This is a genomic window from Flavobacterium sp., assembly GCF_044376915.1.
Taxonomy (GTDB): domain Bacteria; phylum Bacteroidota; class Bacteroidia; order Flavobacteriales; family Flavobacteriaceae; genus Flavobacterium.
Map to the genome: position 1 here is coordinate 1 of NZ_JBILKB010000047.1, position 16,005 is coordinate 16,005.

11 protein-coding genes are annotated in these 16,005 nt (G+C 33.6%); 10 read left to right on the forward strand and 1 reads right to left on the reverse strand.

The window, feature by feature from the left end:
* The 9 genes from ACIQ6Z_RS06310 to ACIQ6Z_RS06350 all read left to right on the forward strand — a co-directional run.
* Positions 1-1,114 (forward strand): T9SS type A sorting domain-containing protein (locus tag ACIQ6Z_RS06310; protein WP_396210076.1); only part of this gene is annotated, 1,114 nt, incomplete at its 5' end.
* A gap of 100 nt (positions 1,115-1,214) precedes the next feature.
* On the forward strand, positions 1,215-4,028 hold the full coding sequence (locus ACIQ6Z_RS06315) for a triple tyrosine motif-containing protein (RefSeq protein WP_396210077.1): 2,814 nt from the start codon (positions 1,215-1,217) through the stop codon (positions 4,026-4,028).
* A gap of 244 nt (positions 4,029-4,272) precedes the next feature.
* The gene (locus ACIQ6Z_RS06320) at positions 4,273-7,386 is read left to right on the forward strand and encodes a glycosidase (RefSeq protein ID WP_396210078.1); all 3,114 of its coding nucleotides are present in this window, start codon (positions 4,273-4,275) and stop codon (positions 7,384-7,386) included.
* A 16-nt stretch (positions 7,387-7,402) separates the two neighbouring features.
* A complete protein-coding gene (locus ACIQ6Z_RS06325) occupies positions 7,403-8,812 on the forward strand; it encodes an Ig-like domain-containing protein (RefSeq protein WP_396210079.1) in 1,410 nt (469 codons plus the stop codon).
* Between the two features lie 12 nt (positions 8,813-8,824).
* The gene (locus tag ACIQ6Z_RS06330; RefSeq protein ID WP_396210080.1) at positions 8,825-9,637 is read left to right on the forward strand and encodes a family 16 glycosylhydrolase; all 813 of its coding nucleotides are present in this window, start codon (positions 8,825-8,827) and stop codon (positions 9,635-9,637) included.
* Positions 9,638-9,691: 54 nt separating this feature from the next.
* Positions 9,692-11,977, forward strand: a complete 2,286-nt coding sequence (bglX, locus tag ACIQ6Z_RS06335) for a beta-glucosidase BglX (RefSeq protein ID WP_396210081.1) — start codon at positions 9,692-9,694, stop codon at positions 11,975-11,977.
* A gap of 6 nt (positions 11,978-11,983) precedes the next feature.
* Positions 11,984-13,690: a family 16 glycosylhydrolase gene (locus tag ACIQ6Z_RS06340; RefSeq protein WP_396210082.1), complete on the forward strand. Its 1,707-nt coding sequence runs from the start codon at positions 11,984-11,986 to the stop codon at positions 13,688-13,690.
* A gap of 160 nt (positions 13,691-13,850) precedes the next feature.
* On the forward strand, positions 13,851-14,435 hold the full coding sequence (locus ACIQ6Z_RS06345) for an RNA polymerase sigma factor (RefSeq protein ID WP_396210083.1): 585 nt from the start codon (positions 13,851-13,853) through the stop codon (positions 14,433-14,435).
* Between the two features lie 51 nt (positions 14,436-14,486).
* Entirely contained in the window at positions 14,487-14,630 is a 144-nt protein-coding gene (locus tag ACIQ6Z_RS06350; protein ID WP_396210084.1) for a hypothetical protein, read from the forward strand.
* 50 nt (positions 14,631-14,680) lie between these two features.
* On the opposite strand, the gene nth is transcribed toward ACIQ6Z_RS06350, so the two are convergent.
* Positions 14,681-15,322, reverse strand: a complete 642-nt coding sequence (nth, locus tag ACIQ6Z_RS06355; protein WP_396210085.1) for an endonuclease III domain-containing protein — start codon at positions 15,320-15,322, stop codon at positions 14,681-14,683.
* Positions 15,323-15,385: 63 nt separating this feature from the next.
* On the opposite strand from nth, the gene bcp reads away from it, so the two are divergent.
* On the forward strand, positions 15,386-15,838 hold the full coding sequence (gene bcp, locus ACIQ6Z_RS06360) for a thioredoxin-dependent thiol peroxidase (protein WP_396210086.1): 453 nt from the start codon (positions 15,386-15,388) through the stop codon (positions 15,836-15,838).
* The last annotated feature ends 167 nt before the right edge of the window (positions 15,839-16,005 follow it).

Below are 16,005 nucleotides of genomic sequence, written 5' to 3' on the forward strand. Positions count from 1 at the left end.
TGCTTCTCACCCAGGTGGAAATACATGGCAAACCGTTACATTTACATTTAATACTGCTTTAGACGGTCAAGCTGCTTTAGCTAATGGTACTTATTCTGGTTTTGTAATTCATACATACTGGGCACAAGGCGCTACCGCTTTTACAACAGTAACAAGAACACCTAGAACTTTCTATGTAGACAATATTAGAGGACCATTAGGTACGCCACCGGTTATCCCAACACCAACAGTTGCTGCACCAACACCTCCAAATAGACCAGTTGCAGATGTAAAATCAATTTACAGTAACGCCTATGCACCATTAACAACTTTTGCTGCTAGTGGCGATTTAAACTCTTATGATACATCATGGTGTCCAGGAGTTACAACTGAATTTTTAATTGGTGGAAATGCAGCGACTGCAATGAATAGAATTACAGGTCTTGGAAGTGGAATTGTTGCTGGAAATGCAACGACTTCGCCACCTTATCAAGGTTCTGATTTAGTAGGAGGTTGTGAAGGTATTAATTTCAGAGCTGGTAGTTTTGATGCAACATCTTTTACACATTTCCACATCGATATTTGGACACCCATCCAAACAATGGCATTGAGAAACATTAGTTTAAAATTATCAAACCATAACTCTTCAAATGCTGAAGTGAATGCAATTGAGCGAAATATTACAAATGCTACGCCATTACCAAATCAATTACCGTCTACTGATCCAAATCCTGGAACATGGTTATCATTCGATATTCCATTAGCAGACTTTACGATTGCTGGTGGTGGTAGTGCTGCAAGAAACAATTTGGCGGAATTCATCATTTCAACGAATTTAGGTATAGTGTATTATGACAATGTTTATTTCCATAAAAATACAACACTAGGAGCTTCTAATTTTGAAGTAGCAAAAGTGAAATTGTATCCTAACCCTACTTCAAATGTTTTAAATATTGAGTGTGCTGCTACGATTCAAGCAGTATCAATTTACAATGTTTTAGGTCAGGAAGTATTGAATAGAACAATCGACAGCAATACAGCAAGAATTGATGTTGCAAGTTTTAATTCAGGGATTTATGTTGTTAAAACGCTAGTTGATGGGGTAACTTCTTCAACTAAGTTTATTAAAGAGTAATTTTATTTCAATATACTTTTTTAAAAGACTGCCAGAAATGGCAGTCTTTTTTTTTATCTAAAAATATTTTTAGTACCTTTAAATTCTAATTTAATCAAAGATGCATTTTTTTCGAAGTATTGTAGTTTTTTGGGGTTTAGTTGTTTTTTATTCAAACTGTTATGCACAACAATTACCACCCATTGTAAAATACTCAAAAGAAGTATATAATGCTGGCATTCAAAACTGGATGATTTCTCAAGACAATCAACGGTTTATGTATTTTGCAAACAATGAAGGCTTGTTGGAATTTAATGGTTCAAAATGGATATTAAATATGTCTCCAAATGAAACCATTATTCGCTCTGTAAAATGTATCAATGATAAAATTTACACGGGTGCTTTCATGGAGTTTGGTTATTGGGAACGAGCTACAAATGGCGAATTGTATTATACTTCTTTGAGTAATTCCATAAAATCAAAAATTAAGGACGATGAACAATTTTGGGGTATTTTTCCTTTTGATAATTGGATTCTTTTTCAATCGTTGGAGAAAATTTATGCCTACAATACCAAATCCAAATCATTTACAATAATAACGCCTAAAAGCACAATTAATAAAGCTTTTAAAACGACTAATGGTATTTATTTTCAAACCAAAGATGGATTGTTTGAAATTGATCAAGGAAAAAGTAAATTGTTTTTGAGCAATCAAGTAATCAATCAAAACAAATTGATTACGATTTTTGAAACCTCTAATGGGTTGCTTTTAGTAACTCAAAAACAAGGAATTTATCAATATAAAAATGGGTTGCTTACTAAATTTGTCACCGATATTGATACAGAAATTCAACAAAGTAATATTTACAGTAGCCAATTGTTATCGGATCAAAGCATAGCTTTAGGGTCTATTTCAAATGGTATTTTTATTGTTTCAAAAGAAGGACGTAAACTCCACCACATTACGCAAAACACTGGGTTGAGTAACAATACAGCCTTGTCACTTTTTGAAGATTTAGATAAAAATTTATGGATAGGTTTGGATAACGGTATCAATTGCTTAAATTTAAAATCACCCATCAACAGTTATTTAGATAATACAGGTGTTTTAGGAGCAATTTATACTTCGGTTACTCATAATGGCAAATTGTATATTGGAACCAATCAAGGACTTTTCTTTAAAGATATAAATTCTACTTCAAAATTTGAATTTGTTCAAAATACTAAAGGGCAAGTTTGGGCTTTGTTTTCCTATCAAAATACGCTATTCTGTGGGCACGATTCTGGAACTTTTATTATAAATGGAGCAAATGCGAGCCTTATTTTTGGAGCTTCAGGAACTTGGAATTTTGAGCCCTATGGAGCTAATACATCTATTATTTTGCAAGGAAATTATAATGGTATTTCAGTATTAGAAAAAAAGCAAAATAATTGGGTGTATAAAAACAAAATAAAGGGATTTGATTACTCGTCAAAGCATTTCGAAATGTTTGACAAAAAACAAGTTTATGTAAGCCATGAATACAAAGGAGTATACCGATTTACACTTGATCCTTCACTATCGAATGCTTCAAATATTGTGAAGTTCAAGAATCCTAAAAAGGGGAAAAATGCAGGTTTAGTAAAATACAATAATCATATTTATTATGCCACAAAGGAAGGAGTATATAAGCTTAACAATTCAACTGGCAAATTTGGTAGGGATAAGTCATTGAGTGCTATATTTCAAAATGATGAATATGTAACCGGAAAAATGATAGTCGATAAATCAAATAAATTATGGTTTTTTACAAAAAATTATATTTATTATTATTCCTCAGGTAAGTTATCCTCAGAATTAAAGAAAAACAGTTTACCAATACCTTCGTCATTAACCAATTCAATGCCTGGATATGAAAATATCTTGCAATTAGAAGATAATAACTATTTGATTGGAACAACAGATGGGTATTACATTTTGAAAAATGACGATTTTAAATTCAACACCAATAAAGTTTCTATAATTCGAATTTCCAATACTGCGGTAAATTCTAAGCCAATTAATTTGTCAATTAGTGAAGAAATAAAATTGTCTCACGATCAAAATAATTTGGCTTTCCATTTTACGGTGCCAGAGTATGATAAATATATCAATGCAGAATACCAATATAAATTGGATGGTTTAACGGAAGAGTGGAGTGAATGGACTTTTAATTCACAGGTTGTTTTTGAAAATCTACCAGCTGGTGATTATACCTTTAGTGTTAGAGCAAAAGTGGCCAACTCCATTACAGATAATGTTGCTAAATTTTCATTTGTAATTCGAAAACCTTGGTATGCGAATACCATAGCTAAATTATTTTACCTTATTGTATTGATCGTATTAGGATATTATATTCATAAATTATACACGCAATATCATGAGAAGCGACATCAAAAGATTATTGCAGAAAATAACATTTTATTAGAGCTCAAAGAATTAGAGAATGAGCAAAAAATCATGAAGATTAAGAATGAACAATTGATTCAAGATGTGGATAAGAAAAATAAAGAGTTGGCTGTATCAACTATGAATCTTATTAAGAAAACAGAATTATTGAATATAATTAAAGGCGATCTTAAAAGTTCGACTGACAGTACAACCAATAGAAGTATTAAATCTGTTATATCTACAATTAACAAGAATGTTAAGGAGGAAAATACTTGGAACGTATTCAAAGAAGCTTTTGATAGCGCCGACAATAATTTCTTGAAAAAAGTAAAAGAAAGTCATCCAGTATTAACCCCAAATGACTTGCGACTTTGTGCTTATCTTCGTTTGAATTTATCGTCTAAAGAAATTGCACCATTACTTAATATTTCAGTACGAAGTATAGAAATTAAACGCTATCGTTTGCGTAAAAAAATGAATCTCCCTCATGAGATGGGATTAGTAGAGTATTTATTGGCCGTTTAAGATTGTTTTTTTCGACCCTATAAACTATACATCACCTTAACATTATTCAATTATTATCGATCAAATTTTAGCTTAATAACTACAGTAAGGCACTATTTTATGGTGGTATAAACACATTTGCCCAGATAATTAAATTGTATAATTATTGTAGAGGTTAATTATTGGTTCGGGATACATTAAATAGCCTATTTTTATAAAAATTATGTAAATCAAATATTTATCCACCAAATTTTTAAATAAACTAATGAAAAAAATTATTCTATTTTTTATTTTATCTTTTGCAATTAATGGTTTTGCTCAGGCAGATCGTGTTGTTGTAGAAAATTCAAATTCCCAAATGAAACTTAAGGTTAACGGTAAAGATTTTATAGTTAACGGAATGAACTGGGATTATTTTCCAATTGGAACCAATTATTCTTACAGTCTTTGGAATGAATCCGATGAATTTATTAAGATAGCTTTGGATAATGAAATGGGTTTATTAAAGAATATGGGAGTCAATACCATTAGAGTATATTCAGGTATTCCTAAAAAATGGATTGAATACATTCATGATAATTTTGGTATCTACACCATGTTGAATCATTCTTTTGGCCGTTATGGTTTAACAATTGATGGAGTTTGGAAACCCAATACAGAATATGCAGATGCAAAAACAAAAGCGCTTCTTTTAAAAGAAGTTACCCAAATGGCTACCGATTATAAAGATACAAGAGGTTTGCTTTTATTTCTGTTAGGTAATGAAAACAATTATGGATTGTTTTGGGATGGTGCTGAAACAGAAAATATACCCGTTAAGGATCGTAAGTCTACAGTTAGAGCTCGATCTATGTACAAATTATTTAACGATGCTGTTTTAAAAATGAAAGCTATTGATTCCAATCACCCTATGGCGATTTGTAATGGTGACTTATTATTTTTAGACATTGTAGCTGAGGAGTGTAAGGATGTTGATATTTATGGTACCAATGTTTATCGTGGTGCCTCATTTGGTGATTTGTTTGATCGCGTGAAAGCAGAATATGGCAAGCCTGTTTTATTTACTGAATTTGGTGCTGATGCTTTCAACGTTCTTTCAAATAGCGAGGATCAAAATGCACAAGCTTTTTATTTGAAAAGCAATTGGAAAGAAATTTATGAGAATGTTTCGGGTGCCGGAAAATCAGGTATTGCAATAGGTGGATTTACATTTCAATTTAGTGATGGTTGGTGGAAATTCGGACAAACTTCTGGATTAGATATCCATGATTCAAATGCGTCATGGTCTAATGGTGGTTATCAGAAGGATTACACAGAAGGTCAAAACAACATGAATGAAGAGTGGTTTGGTATTTGTGCTAAAGGGCCTTCAAATGAGTTAGGTCATTATCAATTATATCCTAGAGCTGCTTACTACGTTTTAAAGGAAATTCATAAATTTAATCCTTACCAAGGAACTGATAGTTTCGTATTAAAATCGCATTTTGAAACCGCAAACATTATTGATGCTGCTCTCCGTGCGCGCAGTGATAAGGCAGCGTTAGCTGCTAATGATACCGAAAAAATTAAAATAAGTAATCTTAGAGCTGAATTTACAACTTTCAATACAGGAGGTAGTTTGTTGACAACACCAAAAGCGGATGATCCTGAAACCAATAAATATCCCAATAAAATCGGATTTGATACAATGCAGTCTTATTTCATAGGTGTAGAAGGAAATCCTTCGTCTAACATGAAAGCAAATGTAAATTTCAATATTTTGGGTAATGTTGCTGAAAATCCAATTAATGAGATTTTTTATGAGAATAGAGGTAGAGCACAACGATTAGTGTCTAATGATGGTGAAGTTTTTACCAATGATGTTAATCGTGTTCAAGTGTATAATGCTTCCTACAAATGGACTACAAAAGATTTTGAAATTAGAGGTTTTTACAGAACTGGTCATTATCATTGGGGGTATGAAGGTGATTTCTTTGGATTATATCCAGAAGCAAATTATGGTCAAAATTTAGACATTTACAATGGTGAAACTTCGGGGTTTGAGGTAGATGGTAAAGGAAGTTTAAATGGATTAAAGGCGGCATTTGGTCCACAACTTTGGTGGGGAGCCAATCCGGCGTATTTATTGAAATATAATCGAAAAATTGGAGTTTTCAATACAGCTGCTGTATATCATGAAGATATATCGAGTGCAGCTCAAGCGATAACGTCTATATTTATTCCACAACCAAAAACCAGAAGAGCTTCGGTTTATTTTCAGACTAAAGTAGGCAATTTAGGTGTTGAGTTTGGAGGAATTTGGGGTGGTCAACCGCTTATTGGAAGAGAATTTCAAATGATGGATGGTGATAATGTTAAAGTAGATAAAATTAACAGTAAAGATAATTGGGGAGGTAAAGCTAAATTAACTTTTTCAAAAGGAAAATTCAATGTATATACCCAAGGGGCTATTTATGGATTAGTGGCCAATGCTGGGGGTGATTATACTCAAACTTATACAGGATGGAGGCTTAAAGAAAGCGGTAGTGGTAATCAAATGAATGTTTTAGCGGGTTTAACCTATAATGTTACTTCCAATTTACAAATTGCGCCTAACTTTTTATGGCAAAAACCTTTAGTAGATGCTATGCCAAATGGAGTTGATGCTCCTGGAAGACTTAGAAATATTCTTGATGATCCATTCATTGTGCGATCAAATCGTGAGACAATGGGGGGAGAGTTATTGCTAACTTTTGATCCTACACCGGGGACTTGGATGTATGAATGGAACAACGATTTATTAGAGGATGCAAAATTTGCAATCAGTTCGGGTTTTGTGTACCGTCATTTACCTACTACTATGGATGCTTCTATAGGGTTTTTAGAAAACAGAACTCAGTTTGCCTTTGAAAGATCGGCTCCTGCTCAAGATTTATGGGAATCTAATACCCGTATTGTATCAAAATTAACTGCTAATTTCGGACTAATTGCTAATTTATATTTTGGTAATGGACAAGCCAATGGCGATTCTGAACGAACAATCAACAGAATGGGTGGTGATTTAAGAGTGATCTATAATAAAGTGAAATTAGTTTCTTCTTTAAAATTCAATGATTGGGGACCCTATGACTACCATAGAGATTTTAATTTGACTTTTCCTGTTCAATCTGCTATAGATATTTCGACGTCTTTAGGTAAACCAAACTGGTTTATTTTACCCGACACTAGAATTGGAATTATGGGTATTTGGAGATCTTTAGATAAATATTCTCCAAGATATTCTCCAACATTTGTTCCTGCAAATACATATCCTCCAGTCCCTGAGTTAAGTCCAGTTGGTTTCAATAATGGTTCAGAATGGGAAATTAGAACGTATATTCATATCAACATCGGTAAATAATTAAAATAATATCAAAATGAAAAATACAATTAATAAAATTAAGATAAGTTTACTATTAGTATTGGTATTTTTTACCAATGTTAATTGTGAGAGAGAATTGTCAGATGAAGCAAAAGATGCTACTTTTCCTAAAATAGCAGAAATTTTTATCGATGCGCCTGTTGCTATGGGAACTGATTTTTATTTTCCTTATGGTGGTTCTAAAGCTTCGGCTTGGTCTGTAGATTCTCAGGTCAGTTACAAAGGTTCTGCTTCTATGCGCTTTGATGTTCCAAATGATGATGATCCTGAAGGAAATTATGCAGGGGCAATTTTTAGAGTGGATGGTGCCGGTCGTAACTTAACGGAGTATGATGCTTTAACTTTTTATGCTAAAGCTTCTCAAGGGGTAACTATTGGTGAATTTGGATTTGGTGAAGATTTCTATCCAAATAAATACATTACAACGATTAAAGATGTAAGTGTAGGTACAGCTTGGACCAAATATATAATTCCTATTCCTGATGCATCAAAATTAGTAAATGAAAGAGGGATGTTTCGATATGCTGCAGGTACGCAAGGTACAAACGGAAGAGGATATTCGATATGGATTGATGAATTAAAGTTTGAAAAATTAGGAACGATACTTCCTTTACAGGCTTCCATTATGAATGGAACTAATGTAACAAGAACTACTTTTGTAGGTGTTCAAACTCCAATTACGGGTGTTATTACAACTTTTAATATGCCAAATGGTATGAACCAATCGGTAGCTATTAGTCCGGCATTTTTGAATTTTACATCTTCAAACCCAACAGTAGCATCTGTAAATGATGCGGGAGTAGTTACACCATTAGCGGCGGGTACTACTGTAATTACTGCAACATTTAATAATCAGCCAGCTACAGGTAGTTTAACGATTAATTGTTCAGGAAGTTTTACACATGCACCAAGGCCTAATCTTAATCCTGCCAACGTAATTTCAATTTTTTCAGATGCTTATACCAATGTTCCGGTGAGTTACTACAATGGGTATTGGGCGCCATGGCAAACTACACAATCTAATGATTTTGCAGTTGCAGGAGATAATGTTTTGAATTATACAAACTTCAATTTTGTGGGTATAGAATTTAGCAATCCAACAGTTAATGCAACTTCTATGACGCATCTTCATCTAGATGTTTATATACCAGGTCCTATTTCGCCGGGAAGACGATTGGAATTACGATTAACTGATTTTGGACCCAATGGTGTATTTGGAGTTGATGATTCACAAAGTCTACCTTATGTCGTATCAAATAATTTAGTTTCACAAAGTTGGATGTCATTTGAAATTCCATTGGCGCAACAAACGGGTCTTAATAGTAGATCTCAATTGGCTCAAATCATACTCTTAGGTGGCGATAACTCGACATTATATGTAGACAATATATATTTTCACAATTAAAAATTAAGTAAAATGATCACATTAAAAAATAATATTGGTTTATTCTGTTTCGTAATTATGGGTTCCTTTTTTACCAGTTGCTCCACAGATGAAAAGCAAACAGTAGTTACCAAAACTCAATTGGTAATGAGTGATGAATTCAATGTTGATGGAGCTCCAAATTCGGAATTGTGGAGTTATAATATTGGAACCGGATCTAACGGTTGGGGGAATAATGAATTGCAATATTATACAAGTCGTCCCTCAAACATCAAAGTTGAAAATGGCATGTTGCATATTACTGCCAGAAGTGAACAATACATGGGGAAATCCCATACTTCTGCTCGAATTTTGACAAAAGGAAAATTTGAAAAAAAATACGGTCGTATCGAAGCACGCATTAAATTACCTCGTGGAAAAGGCTTGTGGCCCGCTTTTTGGATGTTGGGTGCAAATTCTGATACGGTTATTTGGCCAGAATGTGGTGAAATTGATATCATGGAATATTTAGGAAATAAGCCAACTGAAATTTTTGGTACCGTTCATGGTCCTGGTTATTTTGGTGGGGCTTCCATTGGTAAAACCTATACGTTACCAAATAGTAGATTTGATACTGATTTTCATGTGTTTGGAATAGAATGGGATAAAAATTATATTAATTTCTACGTAGATAACAAGTTATACAATCAAATTACTCCTGCAAATGTTCCAGGAGAATGGGTTTTTAACGAATCATTTTACATTATCTTAAATATTGCTGTAGGCGGAAACTTGCCAGGATCTCCAAATAGTGAAACTCCTTTTCCGCAAACCATGTTAGTAGACTACATAAGAGTCTATGAGTAGTCACAAAAAAGTATAATTGATTAAATACCTTTTTTTATTATTGCAAATTTCGGAATGATACATAAAAATATAATATACGCATATTCAGTACTTCTTTTACTTGTTTTGTCATGTTCTACACCAAAAAGTAGTGTTAATGTTTCAAATACTGATCCTACCAGTAAGCGGGTAGATTCTATTTTGAGTTTAATGACTTTAGAGGAAAAAGTTGGCCAACTGAACCAATACAATGGCTTCTGGGAGATTACCGGACCAGTTCCCAAAGAGGGGCAAGCAGCAAAGAAGTATGACGATCTAAAAAAGGGTCTCGTAGGTTCTATGCTCAATGTAAAAGGTGTTTCCGATGTGAAAGCATTGCAAAAAATAGCCGTTGAACAAACACGTTTAGGAATTCCTTTATTATTTGGCTTTGATGTAGTGCATGGGTATAAAACTATTAGTCCCATCCCGTTAGCGGAAGCCGCTAGTTGGGACCTTAAAGCTATACAAAAATCGGCTGAAATTGCGGCTGAGGAAGCAGCTGCAGTTGGAATTAATTGGACATTTGCTCCAATGGTCGATATTTCTAGAGATGCGCGTTGGGGTAGGGTTATGGAAGGTGCTGGTGAAGATCCTTATTTGGGTGCTTTGATTGCAAAAGCAAGAGTTCAAGGTTTTCAAGGAAATCTTTCTAATAAAAATATTATTGCTTGTGCCAAACATTTTGCAGGTTACGGTTTTGCTGAATCAGGACGGGATTATAATACCGTAGTGGTAAGTGATGATGTATTGCACAATGTAATATTACCTCCATTCAAAGCTTCGGTAGACGCCGGAGTAAAAACTTTTATGAACTCCTTTAATGATTTGAATGGCATCCCTGCTACGGGTAGTTCTTTTTTACAAAGAGATATCTTAAAAAAATCATGGAATTTCAAAGGGTTTGTTGTTTCAGATTGGGGATCAATTAATGAAATGATTGCTCATGGATATGCTCAGGACAGTAAACAGGCTGCAGAGATCGCTATCAATGCAGGTTCAGACATGGATATGGAATCGTATGCTTATATTGACCATTTGAAATCATTAGTTGTTTCAGGCGTTGTTGATGTTTCGGTTATAGACGATGCTGTTCGCCGTGTTTTGCGCGTTAAATTTGAGTTGGGATTATTTGAAAATCCGTACAAATATTGCAACGAAGCTATTGAAAAAGAAACCGTTGGAAAAACGGAATTTCATGAAGGTGTTTTAGATATGGCAAAAAAATCAATTGTTTTGCTTAAAAATGATAAGCAATTGTTACCCTTGAAAAAATCAGGGCAAAAGATTGCTTTGATTGGCGCATTGGCTGCAGATAAAACCAGTCCACTAGGAAGTTGGCGTATTGGTGCAGATGATAATACTGCTATATCTGTTGTAGAAGGAATGAATAAATACCCCAACAATGAAGTGACATATTCCAAAGGTGCAGACGTGGCCATCGGTCGAACTCAATTCATGTGGGAAACGAAAATAAACACTACTGATACTTCGGGTTTTGCTGAGGCGATTGCAACAGCAAAAAAAGCTGATGTTGTAGTTATGGTTTTGGGCGAACACGGATTACAATCAGGTGAGGGGAGAAGTAGAGCCGAGTTAGGATTACCTGGTGTACAACAAGAATTGTTAGAAGCAGTATATAAAGTAAATCCAAATATTGTTTTAATTCTTACTAATGGAAGACCTTTAGCAATTCCATGGGCAGCTGAACACATACCTGCTATTTTAGAAACTTGGCATTTGGGAACACAAAGCGGTCATGCTATTGCTCAAGTTTTATATGGTGATTACAATCCTAGTGGAAAATTGCCAATGACTTTTCCAAGAAATGTAGGGCAATTACCACTATATTATAATTATAAAAATACGGGCCGTCCATCAGCAAACGAACCAGAAAGTGTTTTTTGGTCGCATTATATTGATGAGAAGAACACACCTTTATTTGCTTTTGGTCATGGATTAAGTTATTCCAAATTTGAATATTCTGAATTAAAAGTATCAAAAGCTAGTTTTTCAAAAGGTGAAACCATTCAAGTTCAAGTGGAACTCAAGAACAATAGCACTGTTGAAGGAAAAGAGGTTGTTCAATTATACATTCGTGATGTTGTAGGTAGTTTTACACGACCTGTCAAAGAATTAAAAGGATTTGAGATGGTTGAATTGAAACCTTTTGAATCCAAAGTAATTACATTTACTATTGATCAAGAGATGTTGGCTTTTTATACGGCGAATAAAACGTGGGAAGCCGAACCGGGTACTTTTAAAGTATTTGTAGGTGGAAGTTCCGATCAACTGTTAGAAACCGAAATCGTATTAAAATAAATAAGCATGTTTATATCTAGAATAGCTCAACTCTTTTGTATTTTTTTTATGGGAATTAATTTCTCATATAGCCAAGTAGATGTAGTCTATTCTGATTTGGTTTGGTCTGATGAGTTTGAAACTAACGGTGCTTTAAATGCGACTAAATGGCATCACCAAACACAAATTCCTGCTGGTGGTAGTTGGTATAACGGTGAGCTACAACACTACACCAACTTTTTAACTAATTCATTTGTAGAGAATGGGGTATTAAAAATTGTTGCAAAAAGAGAAGTTTTAAATAACCAAGGAGTAACAAAACAATTTACTTCTGCTCGATTAAACTCAAAGTTCGCTTATACTTATGGAAGAGTTGATATACGTGCAAAAGTACCAACTAATCAAGGTACTTGGCCAGCACTTTGGCTTTTAGGAAAAAATATAACAGAACCAGGAGGATTTTTTGCAGCAACTCATGGTACAACACCTTGGCCAGCTTGTGGTGAAATTGATATCATGGAGCATGGTATCACACAATCTCAACCTCAGGGTTATATTCAAAGTGCAATACATACGCCTTCTTCTTCTGGTGCCACAATAAATCATGGTGGCACAATTGCTAATAACCTTGGTAATAGTTTTCATGTATACTCAATGAATTGGTCTCCGTTTCAAATTACTTTTTTACTAGATGGTGTTGCCTTTTATACTTATAACCCAGCAGTTAAAAATGCTTCGACATGGCCCTTTAATGCCGCTCAATATTTGTTGCTTAATATAGCAATGGGTGGCGTTGCAGGTAATGTACCAAGTAATTTTAATCAAGCTACTATGGAAATTGATTATGTAAGGGTATATCAAAACATTCAAGCAGATACTCAAATACCAACAAACTTTACGGCATCAATAGGAGCTATTACAAGTTCTACCATCGAATTGCTGTTAAATGGTACCGACAATTCAGGTTCCCTTGTATATGGTGTTACGTATGGTACTAATTCAACTACCACTGCAGGTAATTCGGGCATTCAAAAATCCCTTGTAATTTCAGGATTGAATCCAAATACTAATTATTCCTTTTCAATTAATGCAAGTGATTTATCCGGAAATAATGCTGCGAATAATGCAATTATTTTAAGTACATCAACAACTGGTGTAACAGGGTGTGCTGGGACAAGTAACTTGGCACAACAAGGTTCCTTTACTACTGGCTATAATTACGCCTTTGAAACATTAGGCACAAATAGCGTTAAGATTACTTATGAATTATTAGATACCGATAAAGTAGGATTAATTGCCTATTTATGGCGACAATCTCCATTTGCAGAGACTCAAATGACGAATGTGTCAGGTCGAATTTTTACTCATACATTAACGGGTCAAACGCCTGGTGCTACTTTAAATTATGGCGTAAAATTTGCGTATGCAAACGGCATGTCTGTAACCCCATATTATCAATATGTTGTTGGAAATAATTGTAATTTAGATACGGACCAATTCTCAAATCAAAAAACAATCATATTACAAAATCCTGCACGTGATGTCGTTTTATTTGATCAAAGTACAGCTATTGAAAATGTGAAAATTTATTCGCTATTGGGTCAAAAAATGCTAGATATAAATCAACCGAATAGTAGTTTGAATATTTCAAAATTAGCAAGTGGGGTTTATTTTGTTATAATTCAGACAGAGCAATTAATATATAAAGAAAAACTAATAATTAGACAGGATTAGTTTGATTATTGTATTTAAAATGTTAAATTTTTATATGAAATTTGGATATTAATTCTTTTTTATGATAAATTTGTCATAATTAATTTTAAATGAGATAGCCTATTTAACACCATTACTTTTTTTATACTGTCCCAAATTTTGTAACTTAAAAAGTAATGTTATGGCTAATCTTGTATTTCCAGATGCGGTATTAGTGAAGAATTATATAAGCGGAGATGAATCTGCTTTATCTTCATTAATCGATAGACATCAATCAAAAATCTACGGTTTTATTTATTCAAAAGTAAATGACAGAGATTTATCAGATGATATTTTTCAAGACACTTTTATTAAAGTCATTAAAACGTTGAAATCAAATGCGTATAATGAGGAAGGTAAGTTTTTACCTTGGGTGATGCGAATTGCCCATAATTTAATTGTCGATTTCTATCGAAAATCAAATAAAATGCCGCTGTATCGTGAAACTGAAGAATACTCCATATTTAATTATATGAGTGATGATTCGCCTACTATTGAAAGTAAAATGATTACGGAACAAGTAGAATCCGATTTGGCTCGTTTGTTGGAAGAATTACCCGAGGATCAAAAGGAAGTACTCGTAATGAGAATGTATCAAGATTTGAGTTTCAAAGAAATAGCCGAATTAACAGGTGTGAGTATTAATACTGCACTGGGAAGAATGCGCTATGCTGTTATTAATTTGAGAAAACTTATAGAGAAAAATCAAATTATTTTGACGAATTAATACTAAAAACAATTTTTTGTCGTTATTGAAGTATATTTTAAATACTATTAGATGGCAAAACTTTACGCTAAGAAAAATGTTGCAGTACAAAATTTGAAACCAAAAAAAGAAACTATTTCGTTCCTACTTAATTATTCCAAAGCATTACGAGTATATTCGCTTGGAAAAGCAAATTTTGAAATTATTGCAAATTAATAAAAAAGCTCCAATGTTTATTGGGGCTTTTTTATTTCTATCTCATTATTTTATTTGGCTTGCAATACACTTTTTCTTCCAATCGTATTAGTAATAATATCTTTTTCTAGATTCCAACTTCTGGCAGGTGAGTATTCTCTTCCGTACCAAATGATTTGCAAGTGTAGGTCGTTCCAAAAGGCTTCAGGGAAAATACGTTTGGCATCTTTTTCAGTTTGTTGTACGCTTTTACCATTACTAAATCCCCATCGATACATTAAACGATGTATGTGTGTGTCTACTGGAAATGCGGGTACACCAAAAGCTTGACTCATAACTACACTTGCTGTTTTGTGGCCTACTGCCGGTAAGGCCTCTAAAGCTTCAAAACTTTGAGGTACTTCTCCATTGTATTTTTCAATTAAGATTTCAGATAAACCATGAATTCCTTTCGATTTCATTGGTGATAAACCACACGGACGAATGATATCTCTAATTTCTTCTACAGTCATTTTTATCATATCATACGGATTATCAGCTTTAGCAAAAAGAAGAGGTGTAATTTGATTCACACGAACATCAGTACACTGAGCAGAAAGCAATACGGCAATCAATAAAGTATACGGATCTTTATGGTCTAGCGGTATAGGAATCGTTGGATACAATTCATTTAACGTATTTATAACAAATGTTACTTTTTCGCTTTTAGTCATTTTTGTAATTTTATAACTTATCTTTAAACAAATTTAAACTATAAACGCTAAACAAAAAATAAAATGACAACATTAAAAATAGGTGATAAATCGCCCAATTTTTCAGGCTTAGATCAAAATGGAATTTCTCACAATTTAGCCGACTACAACGGGAAAAAGTTAGTTGTTTTTTTCTATCCAAAAGCGAGTACACCTGGTTGTACGGCTGAAGCTTGCGATTTAAGAGATAATTATGCGCGTTTTCAAGCAAAAAATTTTGCCTTGTTAGGCGTAAGTGCCGATAGTGCAAAAGCCCAATTGAAATTTATTGAAAAATATGATTTACCATTTCCTTTATTAGCAGATGAAGACAAATCCGTTATTCAAGCATTTGGAGTTTGGGGGCCGAAGAAGTTTATGGGAAAAGAATATGATGGCATACATAGAACCACTTTTGTTATTGATGAAACAGGATGTATTGAAGAAATAATATCAGACGTTAAAACTAAGGCACACACCGCTCAGATTTTAAAATAGTAAAAAGCCATTCGCATTGCGAATGGCTTTTTTAATTAACTAAACCAACCAATCGCCTATTAATAAGCGTATTTATTTTCATTGATAATTTTAGCTGCAATTTTTTCACGAAGTGCAATTACGTTCGGCATGTTCGTATATTTTGTAAAACGTTTCAATCCCATTAA

Bases quoted from the DNA above. Each gene is read 5' to 3' on its own strand.
- nth (WP_396210085.1), bottom strand. From the start codon at position 15,322: ATGACTAAAAGCGAAAAAGTAACATTTGTTATAAATACGTTAAATGAA.
- bcp (WP_396210086.1), top strand. From the start codon at position 15,386: ATGACAACATTAAAAATAGGTGATAAATCGCCCAATTTTTCAGGCTTA.
- ACIQ6Z_RS06350 (WP_396210084.1), top strand. From the start codon at position 14,487: ATGGCAAAACTTTACGCTAAGAAAAATGTTGCAGTACAAAATTTGAAA.
- bglX (WP_396210081.1), top strand. From the start codon at position 9,692: ATGATACATAAAAATATAATATACGCATATTCAGTACTTCTTTTACTT.
- ACIQ6Z_RS06315 (WP_396210077.1), top strand. From the start codon at position 1,215: ATGCATTTTTTTCGAAGTATTGTAGTTTTTTGGGGTTTAGTTGTTTTT.
- ACIQ6Z_RS06325 (WP_396210079.1), top strand. From the start codon at position 7,403: ATGAAAAATACAATTAATAAAATTAAGATAAGTTTACTATTAGTATTG.
- ACIQ6Z_RS06330 (WP_396210080.1), top strand. From the start codon at position 8,825: ATGATCACATTAAAAAATAATATTGGTTTATTCTGTTTCGTAATTATG.
- ACIQ6Z_RS06340 (WP_396210082.1), top strand. From the start codon at position 11,984: ATGTTTATATCTAGAATAGCTCAACTCTTTTGTATTTTTTTTATGGGA.
- ACIQ6Z_RS06320 (WP_396210078.1), top strand. From the start codon at position 4,273: ATGAAAAAAATTATTCTATTTTTTATTTTATCTTTTGCAATTAATGGT.
- ACIQ6Z_RS06345 (WP_396210083.1), top strand. From the start codon at position 13,851: ATGGCTAATCTTGTATTTCCAGATGCGGTATTAGTGAAGAATTATATA.